Source organism: Chryseobacterium takakiae, assembly GCF_900129385.1.
Classification (GTDB): domain Bacteria; phylum Bacteroidota; class Bacteroidia; order Flavobacteriales; family Weeksellaceae; genus Chryseobacterium; species Chryseobacterium takakiae.
This window is the reverse complement of sequence record NZ_FQVO01000007.1, coordinates 75,454-100,237: the sequence shown is the minus strand read 5'-3', so window position 1 is coordinate 100,237 and position 24,784 is coordinate 75,454. Positions and strand designations below refer to the sequence as shown.

General features: G+C 36.3%; 26 protein-coding genes. 6 read left to right on the top strand and 20 right to left on the bottom strand.

Annotated features, from left to right (window positions below):
• Position 1: 1 nt before the first annotated feature.
• The 11 genes from BUA76_RS10510 to BUA76_RS10460 form a co-directional block, all read right to left on the bottom strand.
• Positions 2-619, bottom strand: coding sequence for a WbqC family protein (locus BUA76_RS10510; RefSeq protein WP_072884763.1), 618 nt, complete (start codon positions 617-619; stop codon positions 2-4).
• Between the two features lie 4 nt (positions 620-623).
• Positions 624-1,301, bottom strand: a complete 678-nt coding sequence (gene lepB, locus BUA76_RS10505) for a signal peptidase I (protein ID WP_072884762.1) — start codon at positions 1,299-1,301, stop codon at positions 624-626.
• Between the two features lie 5 nt (positions 1,302-1,306).
• On the bottom strand, positions 1,307-2,995 hold the full coding sequence (gene lepB / locus BUA76_RS10500) for a signal peptidase I (RefSeq protein WP_072884761.1): 1,689 nt from the start codon (positions 2,993-2,995) through the stop codon (positions 1,307-1,309).
• A gap of 119 nt (positions 2,996-3,114) precedes the next feature.
• The gene (gene dapB, locus BUA76_RS10495; RefSeq protein ID WP_072884760.1) at positions 3,115-3,816 is read right to left on the bottom strand and encodes a 4-hydroxy-tetrahydrodipicolinate reductase; all 702 of its coding nucleotides are present in this window, start codon (positions 3,814-3,816) and stop codon (positions 3,115-3,117) included.
• 78 nt (positions 3,817-3,894) lie between these two features.
• The gene (locus BUA76_RS10490; protein WP_072884759.1) at positions 3,895-4,536 is read right to left on the bottom strand and encodes a DUF5683 domain-containing protein; all 642 of its coding nucleotides are present in this window, start codon (positions 4,534-4,536) and stop codon (positions 3,895-3,897) included.
• Positions 4,537-5,427 (bottom strand): ParB/RepB/Spo0J family partition protein, encoded by an 891-nt coding sequence (locus BUA76_RS10485; protein ID WP_072884758.1) that lies wholly within the window; start codon positions 5,425-5,427, stop codon positions 4,537-4,539.
• A gap of 37 nt (positions 5,428-5,464) precedes the next feature.
• A complete protein-coding gene (locus BUA76_RS10480; RefSeq protein WP_072884757.1) occupies positions 5,465-6,238 on the bottom strand; it encodes a ParA family protein in 774 nt (257 codons plus the stop codon).
• Positions 6,239-6,401: 163 nt separating this feature from the next.
• Positions 6,402-7,232, bottom strand: coding sequence for an energy transducer TonB (locus BUA76_RS10475; RefSeq protein ID WP_072884756.1), 831 nt, complete (start codon positions 7,230-7,232; stop codon positions 6,402-6,404).
• 267 nt (positions 7,233-7,499) lie between these two features.
• Complete coding sequence (locus BUA76_RS10470; RefSeq protein WP_072884755.1) at positions 7,500-8,786, bottom strand: adenylosuccinate synthase; 1,287 nt, start codon at positions 8,784-8,786, stop codon at positions 7,500-7,502.
• 70 nt (positions 8,787-8,856) lie between these two features.
• Positions 8,857-9,606, bottom strand: coding sequence for an RloB family protein (locus BUA76_RS10465; RefSeq protein WP_072884754.1), 750 nt, complete (start codon positions 9,604-9,606; stop codon positions 8,857-8,859).
• Complete coding sequence (locus BUA76_RS10460) at positions 9,596-10,939, bottom strand: AAA family ATPase (protein ID WP_072884753.1); 1,344 nt, start codon at positions 10,937-10,939, stop codon at positions 9,596-9,598. The genes BUA76_RS10465 and BUA76_RS10460 overlap by 11 nt, the downstream gene beginning before the upstream one ends.
• A gap of 428 nt (positions 10,940-11,367) precedes the next feature.
• Here BUA76_RS10460 and BUA76_RS10455 point away from each other — a divergent pair, with 428 nt between their 5' ends.
• The 5 genes from BUA76_RS10455 (at position 11,368) to BUA76_RS10435 (ending at position 16,033) form a co-directional block, all read left to right on the top strand.
• A complete protein-coding gene (locus tag BUA76_RS10455; RefSeq protein WP_072884752.1) occupies positions 11,368-11,922 on the top strand; it encodes a phosphoribosyltransferase in 555 nt (184 codons plus the stop codon).
• Between the two features lie 127 nt (positions 11,923-12,049).
• Positions 12,050-12,631: an adenylate kinase gene (locus tag BUA76_RS10450; protein WP_072884751.1), complete on the top strand. Its 582-nt coding sequence runs from the start codon at positions 12,050-12,052 to the stop codon at positions 12,629-12,631.
• A gap of 80 nt (positions 12,632-12,711) precedes the next feature.
• Positions 12,712-13,695 (top strand): GTPase ObgE, encoded by a 984-nt coding sequence (gene obgE / locus BUA76_RS10445; RefSeq protein ID WP_072884750.1) that lies wholly within the window; start codon positions 12,712-12,714, stop codon positions 13,693-13,695.
• A 455-nt stretch (positions 13,696-14,150) separates the two neighbouring features.
• Positions 14,151-14,639, top strand: coding sequence for a DUF6438 domain-containing protein (locus tag BUA76_RS10440; protein WP_072884867.1), 489 nt, complete (start codon positions 14,151-14,153; stop codon positions 14,637-14,639).
• An 89-nt stretch (positions 14,640-14,728) separates the two neighbouring features.
• Complete coding sequence (locus tag BUA76_RS10435) at positions 14,729-16,033, top strand: DEAD/DEAH box helicase (protein ID WP_072884749.1); 1,305 nt, start codon at positions 14,729-14,731, stop codon at positions 16,031-16,033.
• A gap of 95 nt (positions 16,034-16,128) precedes the next feature.
• Here BUA76_RS10435 and BUA76_RS10430 read toward each other — a convergent pair whose 3' ends face one another.
• The 9 genes from BUA76_RS10430 to BUA76_RS10395 form a co-directional block, all read right to left on the bottom strand.
• Positions 16,129-16,890, bottom strand: a complete 762-nt coding sequence (locus BUA76_RS10430) for a TatD family hydrolase (protein ID WP_072884748.1) — start codon at positions 16,888-16,890, stop codon at positions 16,129-16,131.
• Positions 16,883-17,422: a DUF4269 domain-containing protein gene (locus BUA76_RS10425; RefSeq protein WP_072884747.1), complete on the bottom strand. Its 540-nt coding sequence runs from the start codon at positions 17,420-17,422 to the stop codon at positions 16,883-16,885. The genes BUA76_RS10430 and BUA76_RS10425 overlap by 8 nt, the downstream gene beginning before the upstream one ends.
• Complete coding sequence (locus tag BUA76_RS10420) at positions 17,415-18,374, bottom strand: GSCFA domain-containing protein (protein ID WP_072884746.1); 960 nt, start codon at positions 18,372-18,374, stop codon at positions 17,415-17,417. Before BUA76_RS10420 ends, BUA76_RS10425 begins: the two co-directional genes overlap by 8 nt.
• Positions 18,375-18,450: 76 nt before the next feature.
• Positions 18,451-19,422 carry a polyprenyl synthetase family protein gene (locus BUA76_RS10415; protein WP_072884745.1) on the bottom strand — a complete coding sequence of 324 codons (972 nt, stop codon included), beginning with the start codon at positions 19,420-19,422 and terminating at the stop codon, positions 18,451-18,453.
• A 115-nt stretch (positions 19,423-19,537) separates the two neighbouring features.
• Positions 19,538-19,834, bottom strand: a complete 297-nt coding sequence (locus BUA76_RS10410) for a type II toxin-antitoxin system RelE/ParE family toxin (RefSeq protein ID WP_072884744.1) — start codon at positions 19,832-19,834, stop codon at positions 19,538-19,540.
• Entirely contained in the window at positions 19,819-20,052 is a 234-nt protein-coding gene (locus BUA76_RS19090; protein WP_143149898.1) for a hypothetical protein, read from the bottom strand. The genes BUA76_RS10410 and BUA76_RS19090 overlap by 16 nt, the downstream gene beginning before the upstream one ends.
• A gap of 106 nt (positions 20,053-20,158) precedes the next feature.
• Positions 20,159-21,301 (bottom strand): inorganic phosphate transporter, encoded by a 1,143-nt coding sequence (locus BUA76_RS10405; protein WP_072884743.1) that lies wholly within the window; start codon positions 21,299-21,301, stop codon positions 20,159-20,161.
• Positions 21,302-21,321: 20 nt separating this feature from the next.
• Positions 21,322-21,960 (bottom strand): DUF47 domain-containing protein, encoded by a 639-nt coding sequence (locus BUA76_RS10400; RefSeq protein WP_072884742.1) that lies wholly within the window; start codon positions 21,958-21,960, stop codon positions 21,322-21,324.
• 151 nt (positions 21,961-22,111) lie between these two features.
• Positions 22,112-23,794 carry a DEAD/DEAH box helicase gene (locus BUA76_RS10395; RefSeq protein ID WP_072884741.1) on the bottom strand — a complete coding sequence of 561 codons (1,683 nt, stop codon included), beginning with the start codon at positions 23,792-23,794 and terminating at the stop codon, positions 22,112-22,114.
• A 239-nt stretch (positions 23,795-24,033) separates the two neighbouring features.
• Between BUA76_RS10395 and BUA76_RS10390 the strand changes: the two genes are divergently transcribed.
• Positions 24,034-24,699 (top strand): DUF2461 domain-containing protein, encoded by a 666-nt coding sequence (locus BUA76_RS10390; protein WP_072884866.1) that lies wholly within the window; start codon positions 24,034-24,036, stop codon positions 24,697-24,699.
• Positions 24,700-24,784 lie beyond the last annotated feature (85 nt).

Genomic DNA, 24,784 nt, shown 5'->3' with positions numbered 1-24,784 from the left:
GTCAGTATGATTGTTTAATATTTTTAATATAAGTAAGAGATTCTGGTCCTTTGTTACAGATAAGATCTAAAATTGACAAATCTTTTAAGAATCCCAGTTTATCGGAAAATGTCTGATAATATTCTTCCATCTCAAATTCTGAAGGTTTTTTTGCTGAAAACTTTTCCCTAAAGTTGATCTCTTCAGGATTTTTGATGTATTCTGTATTCAAAGAGTATGCCTTTTCGGTTTTAAGAATCTGTTGAATGACTTCCAGGACTTTCAGATTAAAATCCAGGAGTTTTTTTTCTTCAATTTCAAAAATTTTCCTGAGTTTATCTTCATAGAACTCAAAATATGGAGAACTCTGGTAGGCTGTTTTAATGGACTTCCAGTGAAGATTTTGCCAATCTTCACGGTACGAAATTTCAATATCCTTGTATTCTCTTTTCCCGTTATGGGAAATAGGTATAATTAATGATAGCTTACCATTGGCTCCGTATATATTGGCTCTGTTTCTGTAGGTCTGCTTTGGAAAGTTTTCAAACTGTTCAAATACAATTTCATGTTCAGGATTCAGAAAAACTGAAAACCATGAGATCGGTGGTAAATAAAATGCCGGTAATAATATTGTGCTCATAATTTTAATTTTTAGGATAAATAACCCTTCCCGTTATTTCACTTTCGTCAACAAATCCAATAAACCTTGAATCCAGACTTGCATTTCTATTATCTCCAAGAAAAAATACTTTTCCCGGAGGAATTGTAACTGGTCCGAAGTTATCTGCTGTCCAATCTTTATGATAAATTTTCACAATATCTTGATCCGGATTGGGATTTATAAACCTTTCGTAAAAGAAGTGGTCACTAAGTTGATTTTCGCTTAGATTAATCAGGAAGTAGTTTTCATCGATCTGGTAGAATTCATTTTCAGAAACTCCTTTTGACATTAAATCATTAACAAAAGCTCTGTCAATTTTATATAAATGTTTTAAACGAATTCCCGTATCAGCCAATTCGTTATTTACAAGTAAATTACCATCCTTAATCTGAATTTTATCTCCCTCTGTACCCGCCAGCCTTTGGATATAGACACCTTTGCCAAATTCTTCTGAGTTTTGATTATAAGTCAATAATTTAAATTTTTCATAAGGAAGGATACTGGTAACGATAACAAATGAACCTTTTTTTATGTTTGGTTCACAACCAGCCTGGGGTACATAAGCATATTGCAAAACTCCGGAGAGTTTTGCAATAATTAAAAGTGTAATAATAAAGCTTCCTGCAAGGAGAACTCTATTGTAAATTTTATTTTTAAACATTCGGTCTATTCATCGTCTGTTTTTTTCTTTCTGAATAATTTCACAAAATACTCCCATCCAAAGAATAAGATAAGAATTATTGCCGCAATCCACCAGTAAGAAGTTTTGTTGGCTTCTCCGGTATTCGTTGCTTTGAACATTCTGTCCCAACGAACTTTAAACGGAGCCTGGTATGAAGAAGAATTATCTGCAAAAGCTCCCTGAAGGCTCATCCAGGTGAACATTGGTTTTCCAACAATATTTTCTTCAGGAACAAAACCGAAGAATCTCGCATCTAAAGAAGCATCTCTGTTGTCTCCAACCATCATATAATAGTCCTGTTTGATGGTGTATTGATTGGCTTCTTTCCCGTTGATGAAAATTTTACCGTTTTTATTTTCTAAACTATTGTGTTCGTATTCGGAAATAATCCACTGATATTCCGGCAGCGTTTCCTGATTTAAAGTAACCACGTCGCCTTTTTTAGGAATTGTTAAAGGACCGTACCAATCCTGATTCCATTTTTTATTAATTGGGAAGATACAATTGGTCGTATCAATTTTACTTGAGAATAATACTTGACCATTTTCATCTCCTAAAACATTTCCGTTATTATCTTTTCTAGGAAAATATCGAATATCGGAATACCCTTTCTCTGCAATATCTTCATGCATTTGTATAACTTGCGGAAGCTGCTTAATCTGTGCTGCAATATTATCTGTTAAACCCTGAAAAGTATAAATAAACTTTCCATTTGCCTGAGGTTTTTCCTGAACCGGTAAAAAGCCATATGTATTATATAAACCTGGAATATCCAACTGGCTTCCCGTCTCCACGTAATAAGCATGCTGGATTTCCTGATCCCCCAAAATGGTCTCCGGTTTTCCGTTGACGAAGAGTCTCCCGGCTCTCATTTCGAAAACATCTCCGGCTACTGCTACACATCTTTTTACATACGGGTCTCTTCTGTCGATCGCCGTGTGTACAGAATCCTGAGGGTAATTGAAAACGACTACATCATGTTTCTGTGGCTTGTTGAACTGCAATATTCTTTCGTAAGGTAACTTTACCCCATCAACGTATGACTTTGGGTCGTCTTTAGGATTTCCTTTTTCACCGGCATCGAAAATGGTTCCCTGAAGAAAAGGGATGGCCAAAGGACGCATCGGGAGTCTGTATCCGTAGCTCCATTTATTAACGAAAAGGAAATCTCCTACGAGCAACGTTCTTTCCATAGATCCTGTAGGAATCCCGAAAGGCTGGGTAACAAAAACGTGGATAATTGTTGCAAAAACTACTGCAAATGTCACTGATCCCAGGAAAGAATCTTTCTTTTTTGCATCTTTTTCTTCGTCTGTAAGGAACAATTCATTTTCATCTTCCAGCTCAACATCTTTACTGTAATTAACGGTTGCCATGTAAATAAACGGAAGAATTACCGTAAGAAGCTGATCTTTAAAAAGTGTTTTCCCAAATTTCTTCATCAGGTATAAATGAAACACAGACATCATGATCGGTCCCACTATCGGTAAATAAGACAGAACTGCCCACCATTTCGGATGTTTGGTTTCTTTTAAAATGATAAAATAATTGTAAAAAGGAATGAAAGCAAAGAGTGGATTATACCCGAGCTTTTTGAACAGTTTCCAGGTTGAAATCCCCATCAGTACAGACAAAATGAGAACGTAAACTGTATAAGTTAAAAAATAATTCATAAATTTTTTGTGCCTAATCTATAATATAATTGATGAATAATGATTGACAAATGATCAGAAAAATATTGACAATTCATCATTCACCGTATTAGTTTGCAATGTAGGAATTTTGTTACAAATTAAAGCCCCAAAACATCCTTCATCGTAAAATTTCCTTTTTTATCCTTAATCCATTCTGCAGCGACTACGGCTCCCAGTGCAAAACCGTTTCTGTTGAAAGCAGTATGCTTGATCTCAATTTCATCCACTTCACTTCTGTAAAATACACTGTGTGTTCCCGGGACTTCATCTTCGCGGATTGCAAAGATTCCCAACTGATTGCCCTGGGTTTCTTCCAGTTTCCATGAATTGAATTTCGGGTTATTGTTAAAGATACCTTCTGCAATGGAAATGGCTGTTCCGCTTGGTGCATCTTTTTTATGGATATGATGAATCTCTTCCAGCTGGCAGGAATATTCATCTACATTTTTCATTAGGTCTGCCAGTTTTTCGTTTAAGGCAAAAAATAAATTTACGCCTAAACTAAAATTTGAACCGTATAAAAACGCCGTATTATTCTGAACCGCTAACTGTTCGATTTCAGTTTTTTTCTCCAGCCAGCCTGTAGTACCACAGATTACCGGAACTTTATTTTCAAGACAGGCTTTGATATTTTCATACGCTACTTCAGGCAAAGAAAATTCAATGACAACATCCGGGTTATTAAGATTTTCAGCAGTCGGAGTTTCTTTCAGTCTGGACACTACTTCATGACCTCTTTTAGTGGCAATTTCATCAATAATTTTGCCCATTTTTCCGTATCCAACTAATGCTATTCTCATATTTTTTTATTCTAATGCTTTTTTTTAAGCAAAGGGTTGCTAAAACTTTTTAAGCTAATACTGTTTTAAGTTTGTTATCTAAAATTTATAACTTAAGCTGATTCCTGTTTTGGGAGGTGCAATTCCGTACTGATCCTGAATTACCGAAGGAGTAAATGTAAGATCCGGATCTTTCCGGCTTTCATAAAGGTGTGCATCTACCACGGCATCCACAATATTCAGTATATAAATTAAGGCTGATGCAGCGATGGCATAATCCCTTTGCCTTTTGGCACGATCCTGTGCATTTCCCAGCGCTACTTTATCCAGCCAGGGATGAGAATCAACAAACTCGTTGGGTGTACCATTGAGTTTTGCGATGTAATATTCCCTGTATTTTCGGTATTGATTATCGTTCCAGACGGCAATTCCGACTCCTGCACCAACAGCTCCCCAAACGATAGGGATCTTCCAGTATTTCTTGTTGTAGAATTGTCCTAATCCCGGAAAAACGGCAGAATAAAGCCCCGCTCTTGTAGGGTTAAGCTTAAGCGTATTATTAGTCGGGCCATTTGCTTTTTCAAGGTCCGAAACAACATTTTCTTCTGTTAATGTATTGTTTTTTTCTACCGAGACACTGTCTTTCGGATGATATTCTACCCTAATAGTATCGTTAGGATTCACCTGAGAAAAGAACATCGCAGAGAAACACAGAAAAAAAGTGAAAAGTGATTTTTTCATTTATTTTATATGAGATAAAATATATTCAAGCTCATCTTCATTTTTGAAATCGAGAACAATTTTACCTTTTTTACCGTTTCCGGAGGTTTTGATTTCTACTTTTACATCCAATATATCCGAGATTGTTTTCTGAGCCCTTTTATAATTATTGGAAAGCTCTGCCTTCGCTCTTTTTGCCGCAGGAGATTTTGGATTTTTTAAAGCTGTAGCAGCCTGTTCAGCCTGCCGAACATTAAGTTTTTCCTTGATAATAAGATCAAAAAGAATCTGCTGATGTTCTTCATTTTCAAGACTGATAATCGCTCTTCCGTGTCCTGCAGAAATTTCTCCGCTTCGGATGGCATTCTGAATATCCGGATTTAACCTTAGCAGCCTGATAGAATTGGTAATCGTGCTTCTGTCTTTCCCTACTCTCTGGCTGAGATTTTCCTGAGTGAGACCAATCTCATCCATTAATCGCTGATAAGTAAGGGCAATTTCTATTGCATCAAGATCTTCTCTCTGGATATTTTCAACAAGCGCCATCTCAAGGAGCTCCTGATCGTTTACCAGACGGATATAGGCAGGAATTGTTTCCAGACCTGCCAATTTACTAGCCCTGTAACGTCTTTCTCCCGATATGATTTCAAACTTCTCCCCATCTTTTCTCAACGTAATCGGCTGAATTACCCCTAAGTTTTTGATAGACTGAGCAAGCTCGTTTAATGCTTTTTCGTCAAAATATGTTCTTGGTTGGGTGGCGTTCGGATAAATATCTTCTATTGAAATTTCAACGATATTTCCTACAAACTTATCTGCTCCCTCATCGGTGGCAGAATTGATCGTTGCTTTGGATTCCGCACTAAGAATAGCACCCAATCCGCGTCCCATCGCTCTTTTTTTATCCTTCATATTTTTCTAGCTTTTAGCTTATCTGGCTAATGGCCTTTTAATTCTTTACTAATTTTTCATTTTTCAACAGAACCTCTTCTGCAAGCTGGATGTACTGAACCGCTCCTTTACTTTCGGCATCGTAATTCAGGATACTTTCCCCAAAACTTGGTGCCTCGCTTAAACGTACATTTCTGCTGATGATGGTTTCAAAAACCATTTCCGGGAAGTGCGCATTCACTTCTTCCACGACCTGATTGGATAATCTCAATCTGCTGTCGTACATAGTAAGCAGCAAACCTTCGATATCAAGGTCTTTGTTGTGGATTTTCTGTACGTTTTTGATGGTATTCAGGAGTTTCCCCAAACCTTCCAATGCGAAATATTCACACTGGATCGGGATGATTACGGAATCAGCCGCTGTAAGAGCGTTAACGGTAATCAAACCTAAACTCGGCGCACAGTCGATGATGATATAGTCATACTTGTCTCTTACACTTTGAAGTGCTTTTTTGAGCATATATTCCCTGTCTTCTTTATCAACAAGTTCAATTTCAGCTGCGACAAGATCGATGTGTGAAGGCACGATGTCCAGATTCGGCGTAGCCGTCTGCTTGATGCATTTTTCCGTTTCAACACTGTGCTCCAATAAGTTGTATGTAGAATACTGAACATCATCCACTCCTAAACCGGAGGTTGCATTGGCCTGAGGATCAGCATCAATGATTAATATTTTCTTTTCCAATACCCCTAATGCCGCGGCTAAATTAACAGCTGTTGTTGTTTTTCCAACACCTCCTTTCTGATTAGCGATACCTATGATTTTTGCCATTCTTAGAACTTTAAGTTTCAAAAATACACATTTTTCCGTGCTATTGATGAACCGATAAAACGAAAAATGAGTTAAAATATTGTTAACAAGGCTTTTAACCTAAAAAAAAATTATCCACAAAAAAAATTATTTGTGGATAACTGTTCAAGATCTGTATTTATGTTTAATTATCGAACTTCATGGAAATCGGGAATTTAAAGTAGCTTCTTACAGGTTGACCGTTTACTTTGGCAGGCACCCATTTTCCTTTAATACTTTTAATAGTCCTCATTGCTTCGCTGTTAAAATCCGTGTCTTTTCCGTCAGCTTTAATTCCTGAAATAGTACCGTCTTTTTCAACAATAAAAGTAACCATTGTTTTCATTACTTCTCCGGAATCAAATCCTGACCCGTCGAAGTTATTCATAACTTTATTTCTGAAAGAATCCAGACCGCCTACGAAACTTGCTTCTACGTCTACAGCAGTAGGAATACCATTTCCATCTACCGGCTTAACTTCAGGTCTCGGCGGAGCAGGTACTGAAACAGGACCCGTATTAATAGTAGGTGCTGTTGGAACATAATGTGGAGGAGCAGGATCTGCCTTGAAATTATTTACCAATCCAGCTACTGCGTCATCCGGAACTTCCTCAGTATTTGTATCCGGAGCATTTCTGGAAGGAGTTTTAACAGTGCTATCATAGGTTCTCACAGCAGGCTGCGTAGTCTGAGGAAGAGGTTGTGGCTTTGGAGGTACAATAACATCATCCGGAATTACTGGATCTTTAAGGTTTATTTGAACTCCGGTTGGTACTGTAATTGGCCCACTTTTAAATGCATTAATAACTAGAGGCGTCAAAGAAATCGCCGCTAAAACGCTTACTCCAATAAAAAGTGCTTTTGTTAAAATTCTGTCTGATTCATTTCTTAAGACATAGGCACCGTATTGCTTATTGCGGTGCTCGAAAAGAACTTCGTTAAAACGAAATTCCTGATTCTGATGCATGTGTTTCATCCTTTTTGATATTTAAATTGTTAAATTGAGATTATCAGGTTTTCACCTTAAATCCATGGTTATTTATCCAATATCAAAATTTTTGCCATTTTATTATTAAAAAATCAACATTTTAAAAAATTTAATATCAATATTAAAAATTTAACTATGCTTTAAATAACAATTGTTTTTAAAATAATTTCCATTTTTTTGATTTTCAATTATTTAGAATAAATAAAAAAAAGACCATCTTCCGACAGTCTTTTCAATATAGTAATACAATTATTTTTAGAATAATTCTTTTCTGATGATGTTCTGGCTTCTTTCAGGGCCAACAGAAACTAAGTAAACATTGATTCCTAAATACTTTTCGATAAACTCGATATATTTTTGAGCTGTATCAGGAAGCTCGTCATAGCTTCTTGCTTTCGTGATATCTTCTTTCCAACCCGGCAGATCCTGGTAAATCGGTTCGTAGTTATATAATTTTTCAGTTGATGAAGTAAAATAATCGATGATTTTTCCGTCTTCGGTTTTGTAATGCGTCACTACTTTCAGGTTGTCAATCCCTGTAAGAACATCCAGTTTAGTAATCACTAAATTGTTGATTCCGTTAATCATACAAGCATGCTTCAATGAAACAAGATCCAACCATCCGGTTCTTCTCGGTCTTCCTGTAGTCGCTCCGAATTCACCACCAATTTGTCTGATTTTTTCTCCTAATTCATTGTCTAATTCTGATGGAAAAGGTCCGTTACCCACTCTTGTACAGTATGCTTTGGCAACACCGATCAGGTTCTGAAGGGAAGTTGGCGGCACTCCTGCCCCGGTACAAACTCCTCCGGTTGACGGTGAAGAGGATGTTACGTACGGATACGTTCCGAAGTCGATATCCAGCATTAAAGCCTGTGCTCCTTCGAATAAAACGTTTTTACCGTCTCTGATGGCTTCATTCAGTTCCAGTTCCGTATCAACGATTCTGTCCTGAAGTTGTTTTCCGATCTCTAAATATTCATTGTAAATTTCTTCAACATCCAATGTCGGTTTGTCGAAATATTTTTCAAAAAGAGAATTCTTGATTTTTAGGTTTTTCTCAATTTTTTCTCTTAAAATCTCCGGATTGAGAAGATCAATCATTCTGATTCCCACTCTGGCAATTTTATCTTCGTAGCAAGGTCCGATCCCTTTTTTGGTGGTCCCGATCTGCGTTCCTCCGTGCTCTTCTTCACGGTATGTATCCAAAAGAATGTGGTAAGGCATGATGACATGCGCTCTTCTGCTGATGAAAATATGATCCGTTCTCAAGCCTTTGCTTTCGATCTGATTCACCTCCTTAATGAAAGATTTAGGGTTTACCACTACTCCGTTGGCAATGATACATTTCCCTTTGCACTGAAGAACTCCCGACGGAAGAAGGTGCAATACGAATTTTTCATCGCCTACATATACGGTATGCCCTGCGTTGTCTCCCCCCTGGAAGCGCACCACATAATCCGATTTGGCCGATAAAACATCCGTGATTTTTCCTTTCCCTTCATCTCCGTACTGAAGACCTACAACTACGTAAGTTGACATATTTTACTTTTATTTTAGATTCATGCAAAATTACTTTTAAAAAATTGGGTGGGCAAATTTGTGGTGGAATTTATTTTTGAGATATGTTTCTTTTACTTTTAATAATTTTATTTTTATTACCTTTTTTTAAAGATTCTCTGATTAGTTGCGGATGCTTTTCGTTAACAAATTCTGTAAATTGCTTTTTACTTACAAACTTTAAAATAGACTCAATAAGTTTATAAACCTTCGTTTCCTTTAATAAAGGAATTTCATTATTGGGATCACTATCCAAAGTTTTTGCATGGATTACAGCATCTTTTATTAATGTTATAAAGTTTAAAGGATTATATCCTTCAGAATCAAAATTGGAAATCTCGTCCTTAAACTCTTTACATTGGATTGATTTTGAATTATTAAAATTTTCTTTTCTATGTAAAAAAAGCCAAACTTCAAAACAAGGATTACTTAAAACAATATTCCAATTGGGCTTATCTGAACAATAGTCTATCATTTCTCTTAATTGTTTTGAGGTCCATCTGTCAACATCCATAACAAACCAAAGTTCATCTTCATCAATTAATCCCTCTTGTTCAATATATTTAACCGCCCGATCTAATACCCATTTTGGTGCAGATTTTGTTTCGAATTTTTGTAAAAGTTCTTCATCTTGAACTTTTTCTTCAATTATATCCACCTTAATTCTTGTGGATAAAAACTCAAACAATCGAAAATATTGAGGCTCTCTTTTTCCTCCTTCACAAGCAATAGCAAATAATTTATAATCCCTAAGCAAATCTTTTTGAGTTTCCCTTTTGTACCCTCTTTTTTTATGAATCATGTTCATTCCATTTTAATAACTCCAAATCTGCTAAAAATGGTATAGCTCCAAATCTCCCTTTTAAATATCCTTTTCTCACGTCCAAATCATAACGGGGCTTATACTCACTTAGTGAATAAATAGATGAACTTCCTGATTGCCTATCTTTTTCAACAAACCATATTTCATCTTGTCGAAAAATATCTAAATCTAAAAGATTTGACTCGTGAGTCGTAAATATCAATTGTCCTTTAGTATACTTTTCTGACATGATTTTACTAATGACCGCTTTTAATAGGGCTGGATGTAAACTCTGATCAATTTCATCAATAATAAATGTCATATCTTGAGTTAAAACACCATTGAAGGCAGGAATGAAATCTAACAGCCTCTGGGTGCCATCTGATTCTTCATCTAATTCAAAACTGACTGAGTTCCCTTTATTATCGATATGTGAAGATGTAAGTTTTTTTACAGTATAGCTATTGCCCTCCTTACTTACCATAATTTCTTTATTTTTATGAAACATTGTGATTTCTTCTGTATCCCCAAATTCCAAGTCATCAATTATAGATTGTTTTAAAACTTCATCATCTTCACCAAAAAATTTGTCAAAGTCAAAAGTTTCAACCTTTAATTCTTTAATGCCTGTATCGAAAGACTTTAGTAAAATATTAGAAAAATCATGAAATCCTAAGGAATAAGTCATGAACACTACTAAATTACTTACTCTACTATGTGGATGTATAATAATTAATTGATTGGTAATTTTAAATTTGACTTGAGATAACAGTTTAATTTTGAGTTCAAATTCTTTAGATAGAAGAGTTTCACTTGGCTTTAACAGATTATCCTCTAAAATTTCAACAATTATCTTTTGTTTAGTATTTTTAATAAATTGTTCATGAAACCGAATTTTGGTCTTTCCTTTAACTGTTGTTGATCTCTCAAAAATAATTTTATCTTCTTTTTTTATACCCGATTCAATTAACCATTCCGATAAAATTATATTATTATCGAATGAAAGTCCATATCTATATGCTTTCCGACCAATTAAAAACTCGATTTCAAAACTTATGGGCTTGACTTTATTCTCATTATTAAGTTTAAATTTCAGATTATTAACAATTTGATGGATACCATTATTCTTTATGATATCTTGCATAAACTCTATTGCTTTAACAATGTTTGACTTTCCTGCTCCATTGGCACCATAAATTGCTGCGGCTCTCAGCCTTTTAACAGGGCCTGGATAAATATGATTCTTGTGATTTTTAAAGTTCCCAACTAACATGTTGAATTCAGTTTCCTTATCAAAGGATAGGAAATTTTCGACAACAAATCTTATTAACATATCTTTAAATTTAAACAACTAAACTACGAAAAAATCTCTTAAATGAAATAAAAAATAAATAAAATATCTTACAAAGACGTTTACTAAGAGAAAATATCGTTTAACATTAATATAGCAGTATTATACTCCTCACCCCAATCCAAAAATACCTCCTCATGCGAAATCACCACCAAAGTTCCATGATAATCCTTAATAGAATTCGTCAGAATTTCTACAATTTGAAGATCAACATCATTATTCATTGAGGATAATCAAGATATCAAATAAAAACCTTCAAGGTTTAAACAGCGTATACCAGGAAATCATCAAACCTTACAGGTGTTTGAAACCTGTAAGGTTTACCACATCTTTGCGCTACAAACAAACCCTCTTCCACCCATAAAAAACTTTCATCAAAAATCCTTAACTTTGCCGTCTACTAAAATTTTATGGAAAGTATTAAAGTTCACGACAAAACTTTTGTTCCTTATTTAGAGGACGCCGAAATTCAGGAGATTGTAAAAGCTACGGCTTTAAAAATTTATGAAGATTACAAGGATGAAGTTCCTGTTTTCATCGGAGTATTAAACGGGGTAATCATGTTCTTCTCAGACCTGTTGAAACATTATCCGGGTCCGTGCGAAATTGCTTTTATCCAGATGAGCTCGTATGTAGGAACGGAATCTACCGGGATCGTTTACCAGAAAATGGAACTGACCAAAGACGTGAAAGACCGTCATATCATTTTGGTGGAAGACATTGTGGATACCGGGAATACTGTGGAAAGCCTTTTCAAATATTTCAAGGAAACACAACGCCCGAAATCAGTTAAGCTGGCTTCATTCTTACTGAAACCGGAAGTATATAAAAAAGATTTCAAATTAGACTACATCGGAAAAGAGATTCCAAACAAATTTGTTCTCGGCTACGGACTGGATTATGATGAATTGGGAAGAAACCTACCAAATCTGTATCAACTGGAAGAAGGACAAATCAACCACTAAATTGCTATTAGCTTCTAGCTTTTGGCTATTAGCTTTTAAAAATTATATCTAAATAAAAAGTAATTATTAATTTAAAAATGCTAAGAGCAAGAAGCCAGTCGCCAATTGCCAACAGCGAAACCACATTATGATAAACATTGTTCTGTTCGGCCCTCCGGGAAGTGGAAAAGGAACTCAGGCTCAGAACCTGATTAAGAAATTCAATTTAAAACAGATCTCAACAGGTGACCTTTTCAGATTCAATATGAAAAATGATACCGAGCTTGGGAAATTAGCAAAATCTTATATCGACAAAGGAGAGCTCGTTCCGGATCAGGTAACAACAGATATGCTGATTGACGAGATCAGAAAACCTACCGATGCGGCAGGATTTATTTTTGACGGCTACCCAAGAACTGCGGTTCAGACGGAAGCCCTGGAAAAAATCGTAAAAGAAGAACTGAATGATGAGATCGACATTTGTCTTTCACTGGTGGTTGAAGATAAAATTTTGGTAGAAAGACTTCTGAAGAGAGGAGAGATCAGCGGAAGATCAGACGACAGCAATGTAGAGATCATCGAAAACAGAATAAAAGAATACTACGCAAAAACAGCAGAAGTTGCCGAACTGTATAAGCAGCAGGGCAAATATGTGGAAATCAACGGCGTTGGAGATATCGACGAGATTTCTGAGAAACTTTTTGCTGAAGTAGAAAAGGTTCAAAAATAAAAATTTTTGATTCAAGGTTCAAAGTTCCAAATTCAAGGTTAAAACTTTGAACCTTCAACATTAAACCTTGAATTAAAATTATGTCAAATTTTGTAGATTACGTAAAGATTCATTGTAAAAGCGGCCACGGAGGTGCAGGTTCTGCCCATCTTCGCCGCGAAAAATATATTCCGAAAGGTGGTCCAGACGGAGGTGACGGAGGCCGCGGAGGCCACGTCATCATGAAAGGGAATGCCAATGAGTGGACTTTACTTCCCCTTCGTTATACGCGTCACGTAAAAGCGGAACGCGGTGAAAACGGAGGAAAAAACCAGCTGACCGGAGCGTACGGAGCCGATGTATACATCGAAGTTCCGATCGGGACGATTGCTAAAAATGAAGACGGGGAAATCATCGGAGAAATTTTGGAAGATGGCCAGGAAATCATCCTGATGGAAGGCGGAAAAGGCGGCCTCGGAAACGAGCACTTCAAATCTTCTACCAACCAGACGCCGAGATATGCACAGCCTGGAATGGACGGACAGGAAGGTTACGTTACTTTTGAGCTTAAAATCCTTGCAGATGTAGGCCTTGTAGGTTTCCCGAATGCCGGAAAATCTACTTTATTAGCATCCGTTTCAGCGGCCAAACCAAAAATTGCCGATTACGCATTTACGACTTTAACACCGAATTTGGGAATTGTGGATTACAGAAATTACAAATCTTTTGTAATGGCCGATATTCCGGGAATTATTGAAGGCGCAGCGGAAGGTAAAGGATTGGGACACCGATTTTTAAGACATATTGAAAGAAATTCAATTTTGTTATTTTTAATTCCAGCCGATTCCGAAGATCATTTCCAGGAGTTTAAGATCCTTGAAAATGAACTGAAAGAATACAATCCCGAATTGCTGGATAAAGATTTCATCGTTTCCGTTTCAAAATCAGATCTTCTGGATGACGAATTGAAAAAGGAAATCGCGGCAGAATTCCCCGAAAACAAACAGCCATTATTTTTCTCCGGTGTTACAGGAGAAGGTCTTATGGAACTGAAAGATGCGGTCTGGAAGCAGCTTCACGGATAAGAAATCAGACTATTTCAAATAGAATATTATTAAAATATAGAACCTCGGGAAAGAACCCGGGGTTCAGCTTTTTCAGATGAATTTAAATGATTTAAATTTAGTTAAATTATTGGATTGATTATAAGTCTTTTTAATTTGGAATTTATTTTACCATTAAGAAATTAAGCTCCATTAGCTTAAAAAAACTTAATAAAAATCAATGTATTGATTTCTTAATCACAGTCGGTTTAACTTACTAAAATTCTTAATGTTAATGCTAACTTTAAGAATAAACAAAGTTTATTTTAATTTAGAAATTAAGAAAAGCTATAAAACGTATTAAGTATGATTTAAATGGGCTTTATTTGAATAAATTTTATACTCTGAAAATTTCCTTTGTTAAATTTATGTCACCCCCTTTCCATACTTGGTTTTTTGGAATAATTATTGAAAGAATTCAATCCAAATTTAAAATTATGAAATATCTATTCGGGCTTTTTGCCTTTATCGTTTTATTTTCATGCAATTCCCGGAAAATGAATTCAAAATATTCTGTTATTGAGTATGAAGCAACACCTTGCTTCGGATTTTGTCCGGTTTTTAAGATGACCATCAATGCAGACAGAACGGCTGTTTTTGAAGCGGAACATTTTAACTTCAGCGACAGGCCTTCAAAGGATGAATTCTCAAAGCCACGCGAAGGAACGTTCAAAGGAACGATTAAACAAGATGATTACAATAAATTGATCTCTATGCTCAACGGACTGGATGTAAAAAATCTGAATAACAATTATGGAGAAAAAAATGTAACCGATCTTCCTTCTTCTCATTTAAGAATAAAATTTACAGACGGAACCTCAAAACATGTAGAAGATTACGGTAAAAAAGGAAGTGAAAAACTTTCGGAACTGTATCATTTTTTTGAAGATTTGAGAAAGAACCAGCAGTGGACGAAAGTGAATTAATCACATTCAAAATATTTAAGCTACCTTTGCAAAATATAATTCCTTCAAAATGAAGGAATTTTTGTTGTAATTATAAAAAAACAATTCATTTGAATTTTACAGATCTAAATTTAATAGAACCTATTGCCAAGGCAATTCAGGAACAAGGATATACCAACCCTACTCCAATCCAGGAAAAATCGATTCCGGAAATTACGAAAGGAAGGGACTTTTTAGGATGCGCACAGACAGGAACAGGAAAAACGGCCGCTTTTGCCATTCCTATCCTTCAGAATCTTTCTCAGAACAAATTTCCAAACAAAAATATCAAGGCTTTAATTTTAACGCCGACAAGAGAGCTGGCTATCCAGATTGAAGAAAACATCAAAGCGTACGGAAAATATTTACCTTTAAAACATCTTGTGATATTCGGAGGTGTAAAACAGGGAAACCAGGAAGCTGCGTTGAAAAAAGGAGTAGATATCCTTGTAGCAACACCGGGAAGATTACTGGATTTTATTGCTCAGGGAATCATCAGCCTTAAAAATCTTGAAATCTTTGTATTGGACGAAGCCGACAGGATGCTGGACATGGGTTTTGTACATGACGTGAAGAGAGTTATTAAACTATTACCCCAGAAAAGGCAAACCTTATTTTTCTCCGCTACCATGCCGGCAGAAATACAGAAATTGGCAGATTCTATTCTGAACAATCCTGTAAAAGTAGAAGTAACACCGGTTTCATCAACTGCGGATACGATAAAGCAATCTGTCTATTTTGTTGAAAAAGAAAATAAGCTGAATCTTTTAACGCATATTTTAAAGAATGATATCTCGGATTCTGTTCTTGTTTTTTCGAGAACAAAACACGGCGCCGATAAAATCGCAAGAAAACTTCAGAAAGATCAGATCACAACAGAAGCTATTCACGGTAATAAATCGCAGAATGCACGTCAGAATGCGTTAAATAATTTTAAATCCGGCAAAACAAGGGTTTTGGTGGCAACCGATATTGCAGCGAGAGGAATTGATATTGATGAGCTGAAATTCGTGATTAATTTTGAGCTTTCCGATGTTTCCGAAACGTATGTCCACCGAATCGGAAGAACAGGAAGAGCCGGTGCAGAAGGAACTTCCATCTCTTTTGTAGACGGCCTGGATTTATTAAACCTGAAAAGCACTGAAAAACTGATCGGGAAAAAAATTCCGGTGATTAAGGATCATCCGTTTCATACTGATAATCTTGTGGTCCAGAAGAGGGATTCTAATAACAAACCCTTTACTCCCGCTTCAGATAAGCCGAAATCTTCAAGATCCGGTGCTCCAAGATCAAAAAACAGGAATAAACCGGATTCTTCAGCCGCTCCTACAGGATTTAAAAAGCCTAAGAACAAAAATTTTACAAGAAAAAAATAATAAAAAGTCTTCCGTTTGGAAGACTTTTTATGTTTTGGCTGAAGCCGGCTGAACTTTTGATTTTGAAAAACGGAAGTCCGTTCCTATTGAAATTACTATTTAAATAAATTCCTTGCATTTTCTGTCGTTATCCTGTCAATTTCCGTAAAGTCTTTTCCGTAGATATTCACGAGCTTTCCGGCAACCAGATCAAGATACGAGCTTTCATTTCTTTTTCCACGGTGCGGAACCGGCGCGAGGTAAGGAGAATCTGTTTCGAGAACGATTTTATCTAAAGGAATTTCATTCAGGAATTGGTCTATTTTCCCGTTTTTAAAGGTGACTACTCCACCGATTCCGAGGATAAAATTAAGATCAATGGCATGTTTTGCCTGCTCAAGGTTTCCTGAAAAACAATGGAAAATCCCTCTCAGTTTCGGGTGCTTCTTTCTTTCCAGCACTTCAAATGTTTCATCAAAACTTTCACGCGTATGAATCACAATCGGCAAATCTTTTTCGATGGCCCAGTCGATCTGCTGCTCAAAAGCTTTCACCTGAATATCCAGCGTGGTTTTGTCCCAATACAGATCAATTCCGATTTCACCGATGGCGGGAAAATCTCTTTCATCAAGATAATTTTTAACGATTTCCAATTCTTTTTCCCAGGTTTCAGGTTTCACATAACATGGATGAAGGCCCATCATGGAAAAAATCTGTCCCGGATATTCCGCTTCCAGCTGAAGCATTTTATCGTGCGATTCTGAATCGATGGCGGGAAGATAAAATTCGGTTATTCCTTTATTTATTGCTCTTTGAATAGCCTCTTTCCTGTCTTCATCAAATTCTTCTGCGTATAGATGCGTATGGGTATCAATCATTTTTATATAATTTTAACAGGTCTTTGTAGGGATTTTTAAGCCCCAGCAACAGCCCGAAAGCCGGCTCCGTCTTCATTCCCTGCTGTTTTAACTGTATTATTTTTTGTTTAAAATCTTCTCCTTTTTCCTGCAAAATTCGATATTCTGTTATCATATGGAGATAGGCGTTCTGCTGTATCGTAGGTATATTTTGTCCGAAAATTTCGATGGGAAAATCTTCCAGCACAAAATTAAGAACGATACATTTTTCACCATCAATCACCGGATAATTTACCTTAACATCATTATTTCCAGGAATAAATTCACTAAACATTAGTTCATCTAAAAAATCTTCTTCAAAGCTGAGATCAACTTCACAGATGATATCAAGGTCGCTGCCTTCAACATCAATTTCAATAGGAATCGTTCCGGCTAAAATTGGAGAATATGCTTGTAGTTTTTCAAAGAAGCGATATTTTGAAAGAAGCTGATAAGCTTTTTGCTGTCTTTCATTTCCTGATTTCAGGTATTCGATGGTGGTAAAATCAGGCATTGGAAAATATTTTATGTTTTACTTTCTGCCGCTGAGCTTCTATTTTTTGGTTTAGCTTTTCTTTAAACTCGATATACTTCGGATCTTTTTCGTCATCGGTCCTGTGTTCCAGTGCTTTGTTGATCTTGAAATTCTCTTTGATAAAATCTTTGGTTTCATCCGCAAAATAAGCATTTCCGAATTTCTCAAAGATATAATTCACCGCCTGAGTATTCGGATGGATCAGATCTTCTTTATAAAAACGGTAATCTCTTAAATCATCCATCAGAACTTCGTATACCGGAAGGTAATGACAGTTTTCAAACTGCTGAATCGCTTCATGAACCGCCGTAATCAGTTTCGATTTACTTAATTGATTTTCAATCATTCCGTCTTTTGTATGCCGAACCGGAGAAACCGTAAAGAGAATCTGAACATCATCCTGACAGATATCATTCAGGTTCAGTATCGTATTGTATATGGAATCTGTAATTTCCTGATGGCTCAGCAATCTTTTTTCGAAGAATTTCTGCGGAATTTTATGACAGTTGGCGACCAGCTTTTGTTTGGGAAGAAATTCGTAGATGAAAGACGTTCCGTACGTGATAATTACCCAATCCGTTTCCTGAAGAAAAGAATTTCCTTCTTCTATTTTAGCATTGATTTTATTTAATGTCTGGTGAATATATCTTGTATCAAAACTGGTGTGATGGTCCAGCGAAATAAATTCGTCGTTAAACGTGATTAATTCGTCCTCATGATAAAATTCCGCATCATGAAGCCTTTTCACCGAATTGCTGATCGAAAAGGGATTAAAAACGGTTCCGAAAGGATTATTCAGCGACTGAACTTGTCCTTGACTGAAAAGATCGGACATTTCCGAAGCAAAACAAGAGCCGATTGAAAATATTTTATCCTCAAGCCTGATTTTCTTCTGCGATTCTTTAATGTCAACTTCTGTCCTGAACTTCATTCCATTTTGAAAATTTTGAAATTTGAAAATGAAACAATTTAGAATTTTAAAATTGGTACATTTTCAAATTAATACTTTAGCTTTCTCTTCTTAATAAGTAATTGGCCAGCTCTGCAAACGGCTTTTTCTTTTCATCCGGAATATCAATTTTCTGAAGATAGCTCTGCCCGATTTCATTATGTTTTTCAATCAGTCGCAATGCTTTTTCGTCTACTTTCGTTCTTCTGAAGATCTTCTCTACGCCATAGACTTTATCGATATTATCAGTTTTTTTCGAGTACCAGTAGTCCAATTCTTTTCTTTCTTCTTCTGTTGCGTGCTCTCTTGCCATCAGGTAAAGAACCGTTTTTTTATTTTCGTAAATATCTCCGGCATGTTTTTTCCCGAACTGTGCCTGGTCTCCGAATACATCTAGATAATCGTCCATAATCTGAAACGCAATCCCTATATGTTTCCCAAAGTTGAAAATTGCTTTCGCATCTTTAAAGTTGGCCTTGGCTATCAACGCTCCGATTTCGAATGATGAAGCGCTCAAAACTCCGGTTTTATAGGTAATCATTCTGATGTAATCATCAAAAGTTACGTTTTCCTGAGTTTCAAAATTAATATCATATTGCTGCCCTTCGCACAAAAGGAGCCCGGTGTGCGTGAATATCCTGATACAGGCTTTGAAGGTTTCAGGTTCCAGATCTTCAAAGAATTTATAAGCTTTCAACATGAGCCCGTCTCCTGAAAGAATTCCCACATTGATTCCGTGCAGTGTGTGAATGGTGGGCTTATTTCTTCTCAGTGGAGCCTCATCCATGATATCGTCATGAATCAGGGTAAAATTATGGAAAAACTCAATCGCCAGAGCAGGCTTAATGGCTTCGTTCAGATTACCACCGAAAAGGTCGCAAGCCATAAGCACCATAATCGGGCGAAGACGCTTCCCACCGTGTGAAATGATATAGTTCATCGGTTCGTACAACTCCGTCGGCTTGTCCTTGAAAGTATATTTGGCAATCGCATCCGCAACAATCTGCTGGTATCTGTCTAAAAATTCCATAAATTCTAATAGTTTGAGCAAAAATACAATTTTTCCGGGGGTTTTTAAAGCAAAAATCCTCACCGTTTTACTGGTGAGGAATTAATTTTTTATTAATAATTTAAACCAAGTTAATCTATTTCAATTTTAATGTTTTAGGATTTTTATTTCCATGACGAATTGTCAAAACATAAATTTTCCCGTCTATCAATTCATAATACAAAAGGTATTTGTGAATAATTTTCATGCTGACGTTCGGTATATCTGTTTTCTTTCCGGATTCTGGGAATTCTGCAATTAATTTCAGCTGGTCTTTAATTAAATTATTTAATTTTATACTGAAGAGGTTAGATCGATTTCTTTCAATCCAATATTTTAAAATGTCAATAAGTTCCTTTTTGGCTTTATTCGTCCAGATTATTTTTTTAGCCATTCATTAATTTCTTTTTGAACATCTTCATCGGATGAAATTTTGCCATATTCAATTTCTCGTCTGGCTTCAAAAACGGCGCTTTTGTCTTCATCAGTGGTTATATAAACGGATTGATCTTCCTGAAATTTCAGCAGCTGCAATAATTCTTTCAACCTGGCTTTATCTTTTATCAGGGTAATCTGGTTAATTAGATCTATTTTCAATTCTGCGGTACTCATAACATTCTATTAACTACTATAAAATTATAAAAATTTTCTCATCCTTTAAAGCAAAAAACTTTGCCCGGATGAGCAAAGTTAATATTTGTATAATATAAATTTGTTTTTAAGACAAAAATGTAACCACGAGATACATAATTCCCGCAACAATTGCAGAGATAGGGATGGTAAGAACCCATGCCCAAAGAAGGCTCACGGTGATTCCCCATCGTACGGCAGATACTCTTTTGGTAAGACCCACCCCAATGATGGAACCAGTAATCGTGTGTGTTGTAGAAACAGGGATTCCGAAATGATCCGTAATAAACAGAGTGATTGCTCCCGCAGTTTCTGCGCTTACTCCTTCAAGGGAAGTTACTTTTGTAATTTTAGTTCCCATTGTTTTGATGATCTTCCAGCCTCCGCTCATGGTTCCTAAACCGATCGCCAAGAAAGATACTAACGGAACCCAGATATAATGTTCAGCAAAATAATCAAAACGTCCGGCAGCAGGAATAGCAAGATAAACCGGGTCCTGAAGCATTTCCACATGATAGTAAATCAATGCAGCTCCAATAATTCCCATTACCTTCTGAGCGTCATTAAGGCCATGACCTAAGCTGAACAGTGCTGAAGAAGCCAGCTGTAATCTTTTGAATGACTGATCTGCTTTATGCGGATTTGATTTTTTATAAAGGTGAACAATAATTAAAGTAATAATGATAGAGATAATCATCCCGATAATCGGAGCCATGAAAATGAAAAGGAAAATAGGAATTACCTTATCAAATTTCACAACACTCTGGTGTGTTACCTGGTTGAAAGCCTCTTTAAAGGTGTCCCAAAATCCAAGTCCCGGCTGAGCAGCAGCCACATCGTGGTAATCCATCATGAAGGCATGCATCAGCGCGGCTCCTAAAAAGCCTCCGATAAGTGTGTGCGAAGAAGAGGAAGGGATTCCGAACCACCAGGTAAGGAGATTCCATGCAATGGCGGCTACAAGCCCGGAAAATATAACTTCGAGAGTGATAAAATTTTCATTGACGGTTTTGGCAATCGTGTTACCGATTTTAAATTCGCCAATAATATAAGCAGCAATAAAAAACGCCGCGAAATTCCAAAGAGCTGCCCAAAGTACAGCCTGGAAAGGGGTTAAAACTTTTGTAGAAACAATAGTCGCGATTGAGTTGGCTGCATCATGAAAACCATTAATGTAATCGAAAATAAGAGCCAAAGCAATAATAACTATAAGTAAAATCGGAAATTCCATTGTTTAATTATAATTATTAATTAAGCGTATTTAATCATGATGTTCTCAATTGTGTTGGCAACATCTTCTGCTTTGTCGGTCACGACTTCAAGATAATTAAGTACAGATGAAACTTTGATAATGTTGATGGCGTCGTTGGTTTCAAACAATTCTACCATTGAGTTGGAAAGCAGGTCGTCTGCAATATTTTCGATAGAGTTTACCTTAATACAAGCTTCTTTCACCTGTTCCATATTTTTGAACCCTTTCAGGTTTTTCATCGCATTCTGGATCTCAAGACAAGCTTTGTGAATCAATAATGAGAAATCGGAATATGCCTTCATCTCAGGAGATTTATACAGGAAAATGTATTTTGTAGAGGCATAAATATAGTCTGCAATATCATCCAGCCCTGTAGCAAGGGTATGAATATCTTCTCTGTCGAAAGGTGTGATGAAGTTTTTCCCAAGTTCTACAAAGATCTCATGAGTAAGTTCATCATTTTTATGTTCGAAGTCGCTCATTTTTTTAAGCATGGAATCATCATTAAGATCAAAATCTTTAATTCCTGCATTGAATTCCTCAGACATTGCGACAAGGTTTTCAGTTACTTTTTCGAACAGTACGAAGAAGATTTTATCTTTTGGTTGAAAAGCGTGGAAAATATTACCAATTCCCATTTTTAAGTATTTATAATTCGTGTGCAAATTTCTTAAAAAACGCCCTTACCTGAAACAATACAACATTAAGTTTTGTTAACATTGGATTACAGATTGATTACCAAATGAAAAAACCGGCCATGCAGCCGGTTTTCAGTATGTTTTAAGGAGATTAGTTGGCTACTTCAGCCCTCATTTCTTTTCCTTTAAATTTCATGGATCCAATGTTGCTTAATACATTGTCTTTGAATGATTTTTCAACTTCGAAGAATGAGAATTTCTCAAGGATTTCGATATCCCCGATCTCTGCTCTTTTCTTACTTTTTCCGGAAGTTGCTTTGTTAATGATATCCAAGACATCCAGCTTCTTCAGCTGATCTTTTTTACCCAGATTAAAGAAGAATCTTACCATATCTTCATTTTTCCTTCTTGGCTTTCCGCCACGGTCTCTGTCACGGTCACGCTCTCTTCCTCTGTCTCTGTCGCGATCTCTTCTGTCTCTTCTTGAGCCTCCGTCATCATCTCTGCTGCTTAATTTCTGATCAACAAGATCATGTCTGTCTTTATAATACATTGCAAGATCTTTCAGCTGGAACTGAAGCAGTTTGTGAGCAAGCTCTTCTTTTGTGAATGCTGATAGATCAGGAATCAGGGAGTCGTCAAATTCAAAGAAATCTTCATGGATCTCAAAAAGACTTTCGAAAACACCTCCAACCTGAGCCTTGATAATATCTTCTCCGGTAGGAATTTTACCTTCGTGCATTTCAATTTTAGTCACTGATTTGATTTGTTTCAGCTTTCTGCTTTCTTCAGGCTTGATCAGGGCAATAGAAATACCGTCTTTTCCTGCTCTACCAGTTCTTCCGCTTCGGTGAACGAAAACTTCAGGATCATCCGGAAGAGAATAATGGATAACGTGAGTCAGGGAATTTACGTCTAATCCTCTTGCGGCAACGTCTGTAGCTACAAGAATATCAATATTTTTAAGTCTGAATTTCTTCATTACCGTATCTCTCTGCGCCTGAGAAAGATCTCCGTGAAGTGCATCTGCTGCATATCCGTTCTGCATAAGGAAATCTGCAACTTCCTGGGTTTCCATTCTCGTTCTGCAGAAAATAATAGAATACTGATTCGGGTTAGAGTCAATAAGCCTTTTTAAAGCTTCCTTTTTTTGACGATAACCGATCACGTAGTATTCATGCTTGATGTTTTTCTTAACTTCATTGATAGAACCTACAGAAATTCTGTGCGGCTTTGTCAGGTAGCTTTTAGAAATTCTTTCCACTTCCTTGCTCATTGTTGCTGAGAAAAGGAAAGTTTGTTTCGTTTCGGGAGTTTCACTCAGGATTGTTTCCAACTCATCTTTGAAACCCATTGAAAGCATTTCATCTGCTTCATCCAGCACCAGCCAGTGAATTGCAGAAAAATCCAGTGCTTTTCTGTTAATAAGGTCAATTACTCTTCCGGGCGTTCCCACAATAATCTGCGGTTTGTCCTTAAGAGATCTGATTTGATCCATAATACTGCTTCCACCATAAACGGCTGTCGTTTTGATGTCTTTCATGTATTTGGAGTAGTTTTTAATGTCTTTCGTAATCTGAAGACATAATTCCCGTGTCGGACAAAGGACCAATAATTGGATTTTGCGACTCGTATCGTCAATCATATCCAAAATCGGAAGCGAAAATGCTGCTGTTTTGCCTGTCCCTGTCTGCGCAAGTGCGATCAAGTCGCGAATATCTGAAAGAATAAAAGGGATAGTCTGTTTTTGGATTTCTGTCGGGCTTTCGTAACCCAGTTCGCCAATAGCCTTAAGAATATCAGGACTTAAATTGGTTTCCGTAAATAAATTCATTAAATATTTTAAAATTTTTGCAAAGATACGATTATTATTTGAATTACATTTTAACTATTATTACAGAAACAATAATTTAATATTTAAAACAGATAATGGTTTTATAATTTCCGCAGAAAAATGCCCTTATTTTTAATTTTAATTTAATACCATTTACCCCGCCTGCTCACTGATATCCGTAAAAAATGTTTGCCGCCGTTGCTTAATTTTAATTAATTTTGGTTGAAAATAAAAAATTTATGTCTGCAGCAGTTTCACCAAAAGTTTTTGATTTTTTAAGACAACTTACTGAAAATAACAACCGCGAATGGTTTACGGAAAACAAAAACCTTTATACAGAATCCCAGGAAAATTTAGTACTCTTTCTGGAGGATCTGATTAAAGAAATGTCTGAATTTGATCCTGAGCTGGAAAAAATTGATGCAAAAAAATCTTTATTCAGAATTTACAGGGACACCCGTTTTTCAAAGGATAAAACACCTTATAAGACCAACTTCGGGGCTTCTCTGGGAATGGGAAAAGGCAGCCAGAAAGGCGGCTATTACCTTCATCTGGAACCAGGGAAATCTTTCATTGCCGGAGGAATCTATATGCCGGAATCTTCAGTTCTTAAAACACTACGTAAAGAAATTTCACTATATGGAAAAGAATTTCTAAACATTTTAAATGAAAAGGAATTCAAAAAATATTTTCCGGAACTTGATCAGGATGATAAACTTAAAAAAGTGCCGCAGGGATTTGAAAAAGAAGATCCTATGGCAGAATACCTGAAACTGAAGAGCTTCATTGTAGTTTATAATCTTTCAGACAAAGAAATTCAGGATAAAAATGCTTCAAAAAACCTCGCGAAAATCTTCAACGCCATGAAGCCTCTGAATGATTTTCTGAATGCGCCGTTCTTATAGTTTCAAGCTATTCACATTGATAATCAGAAGTTTATAATTTTACCATTTTAACATTAATTTAACATTTTTGCGTATATTTGCTCTT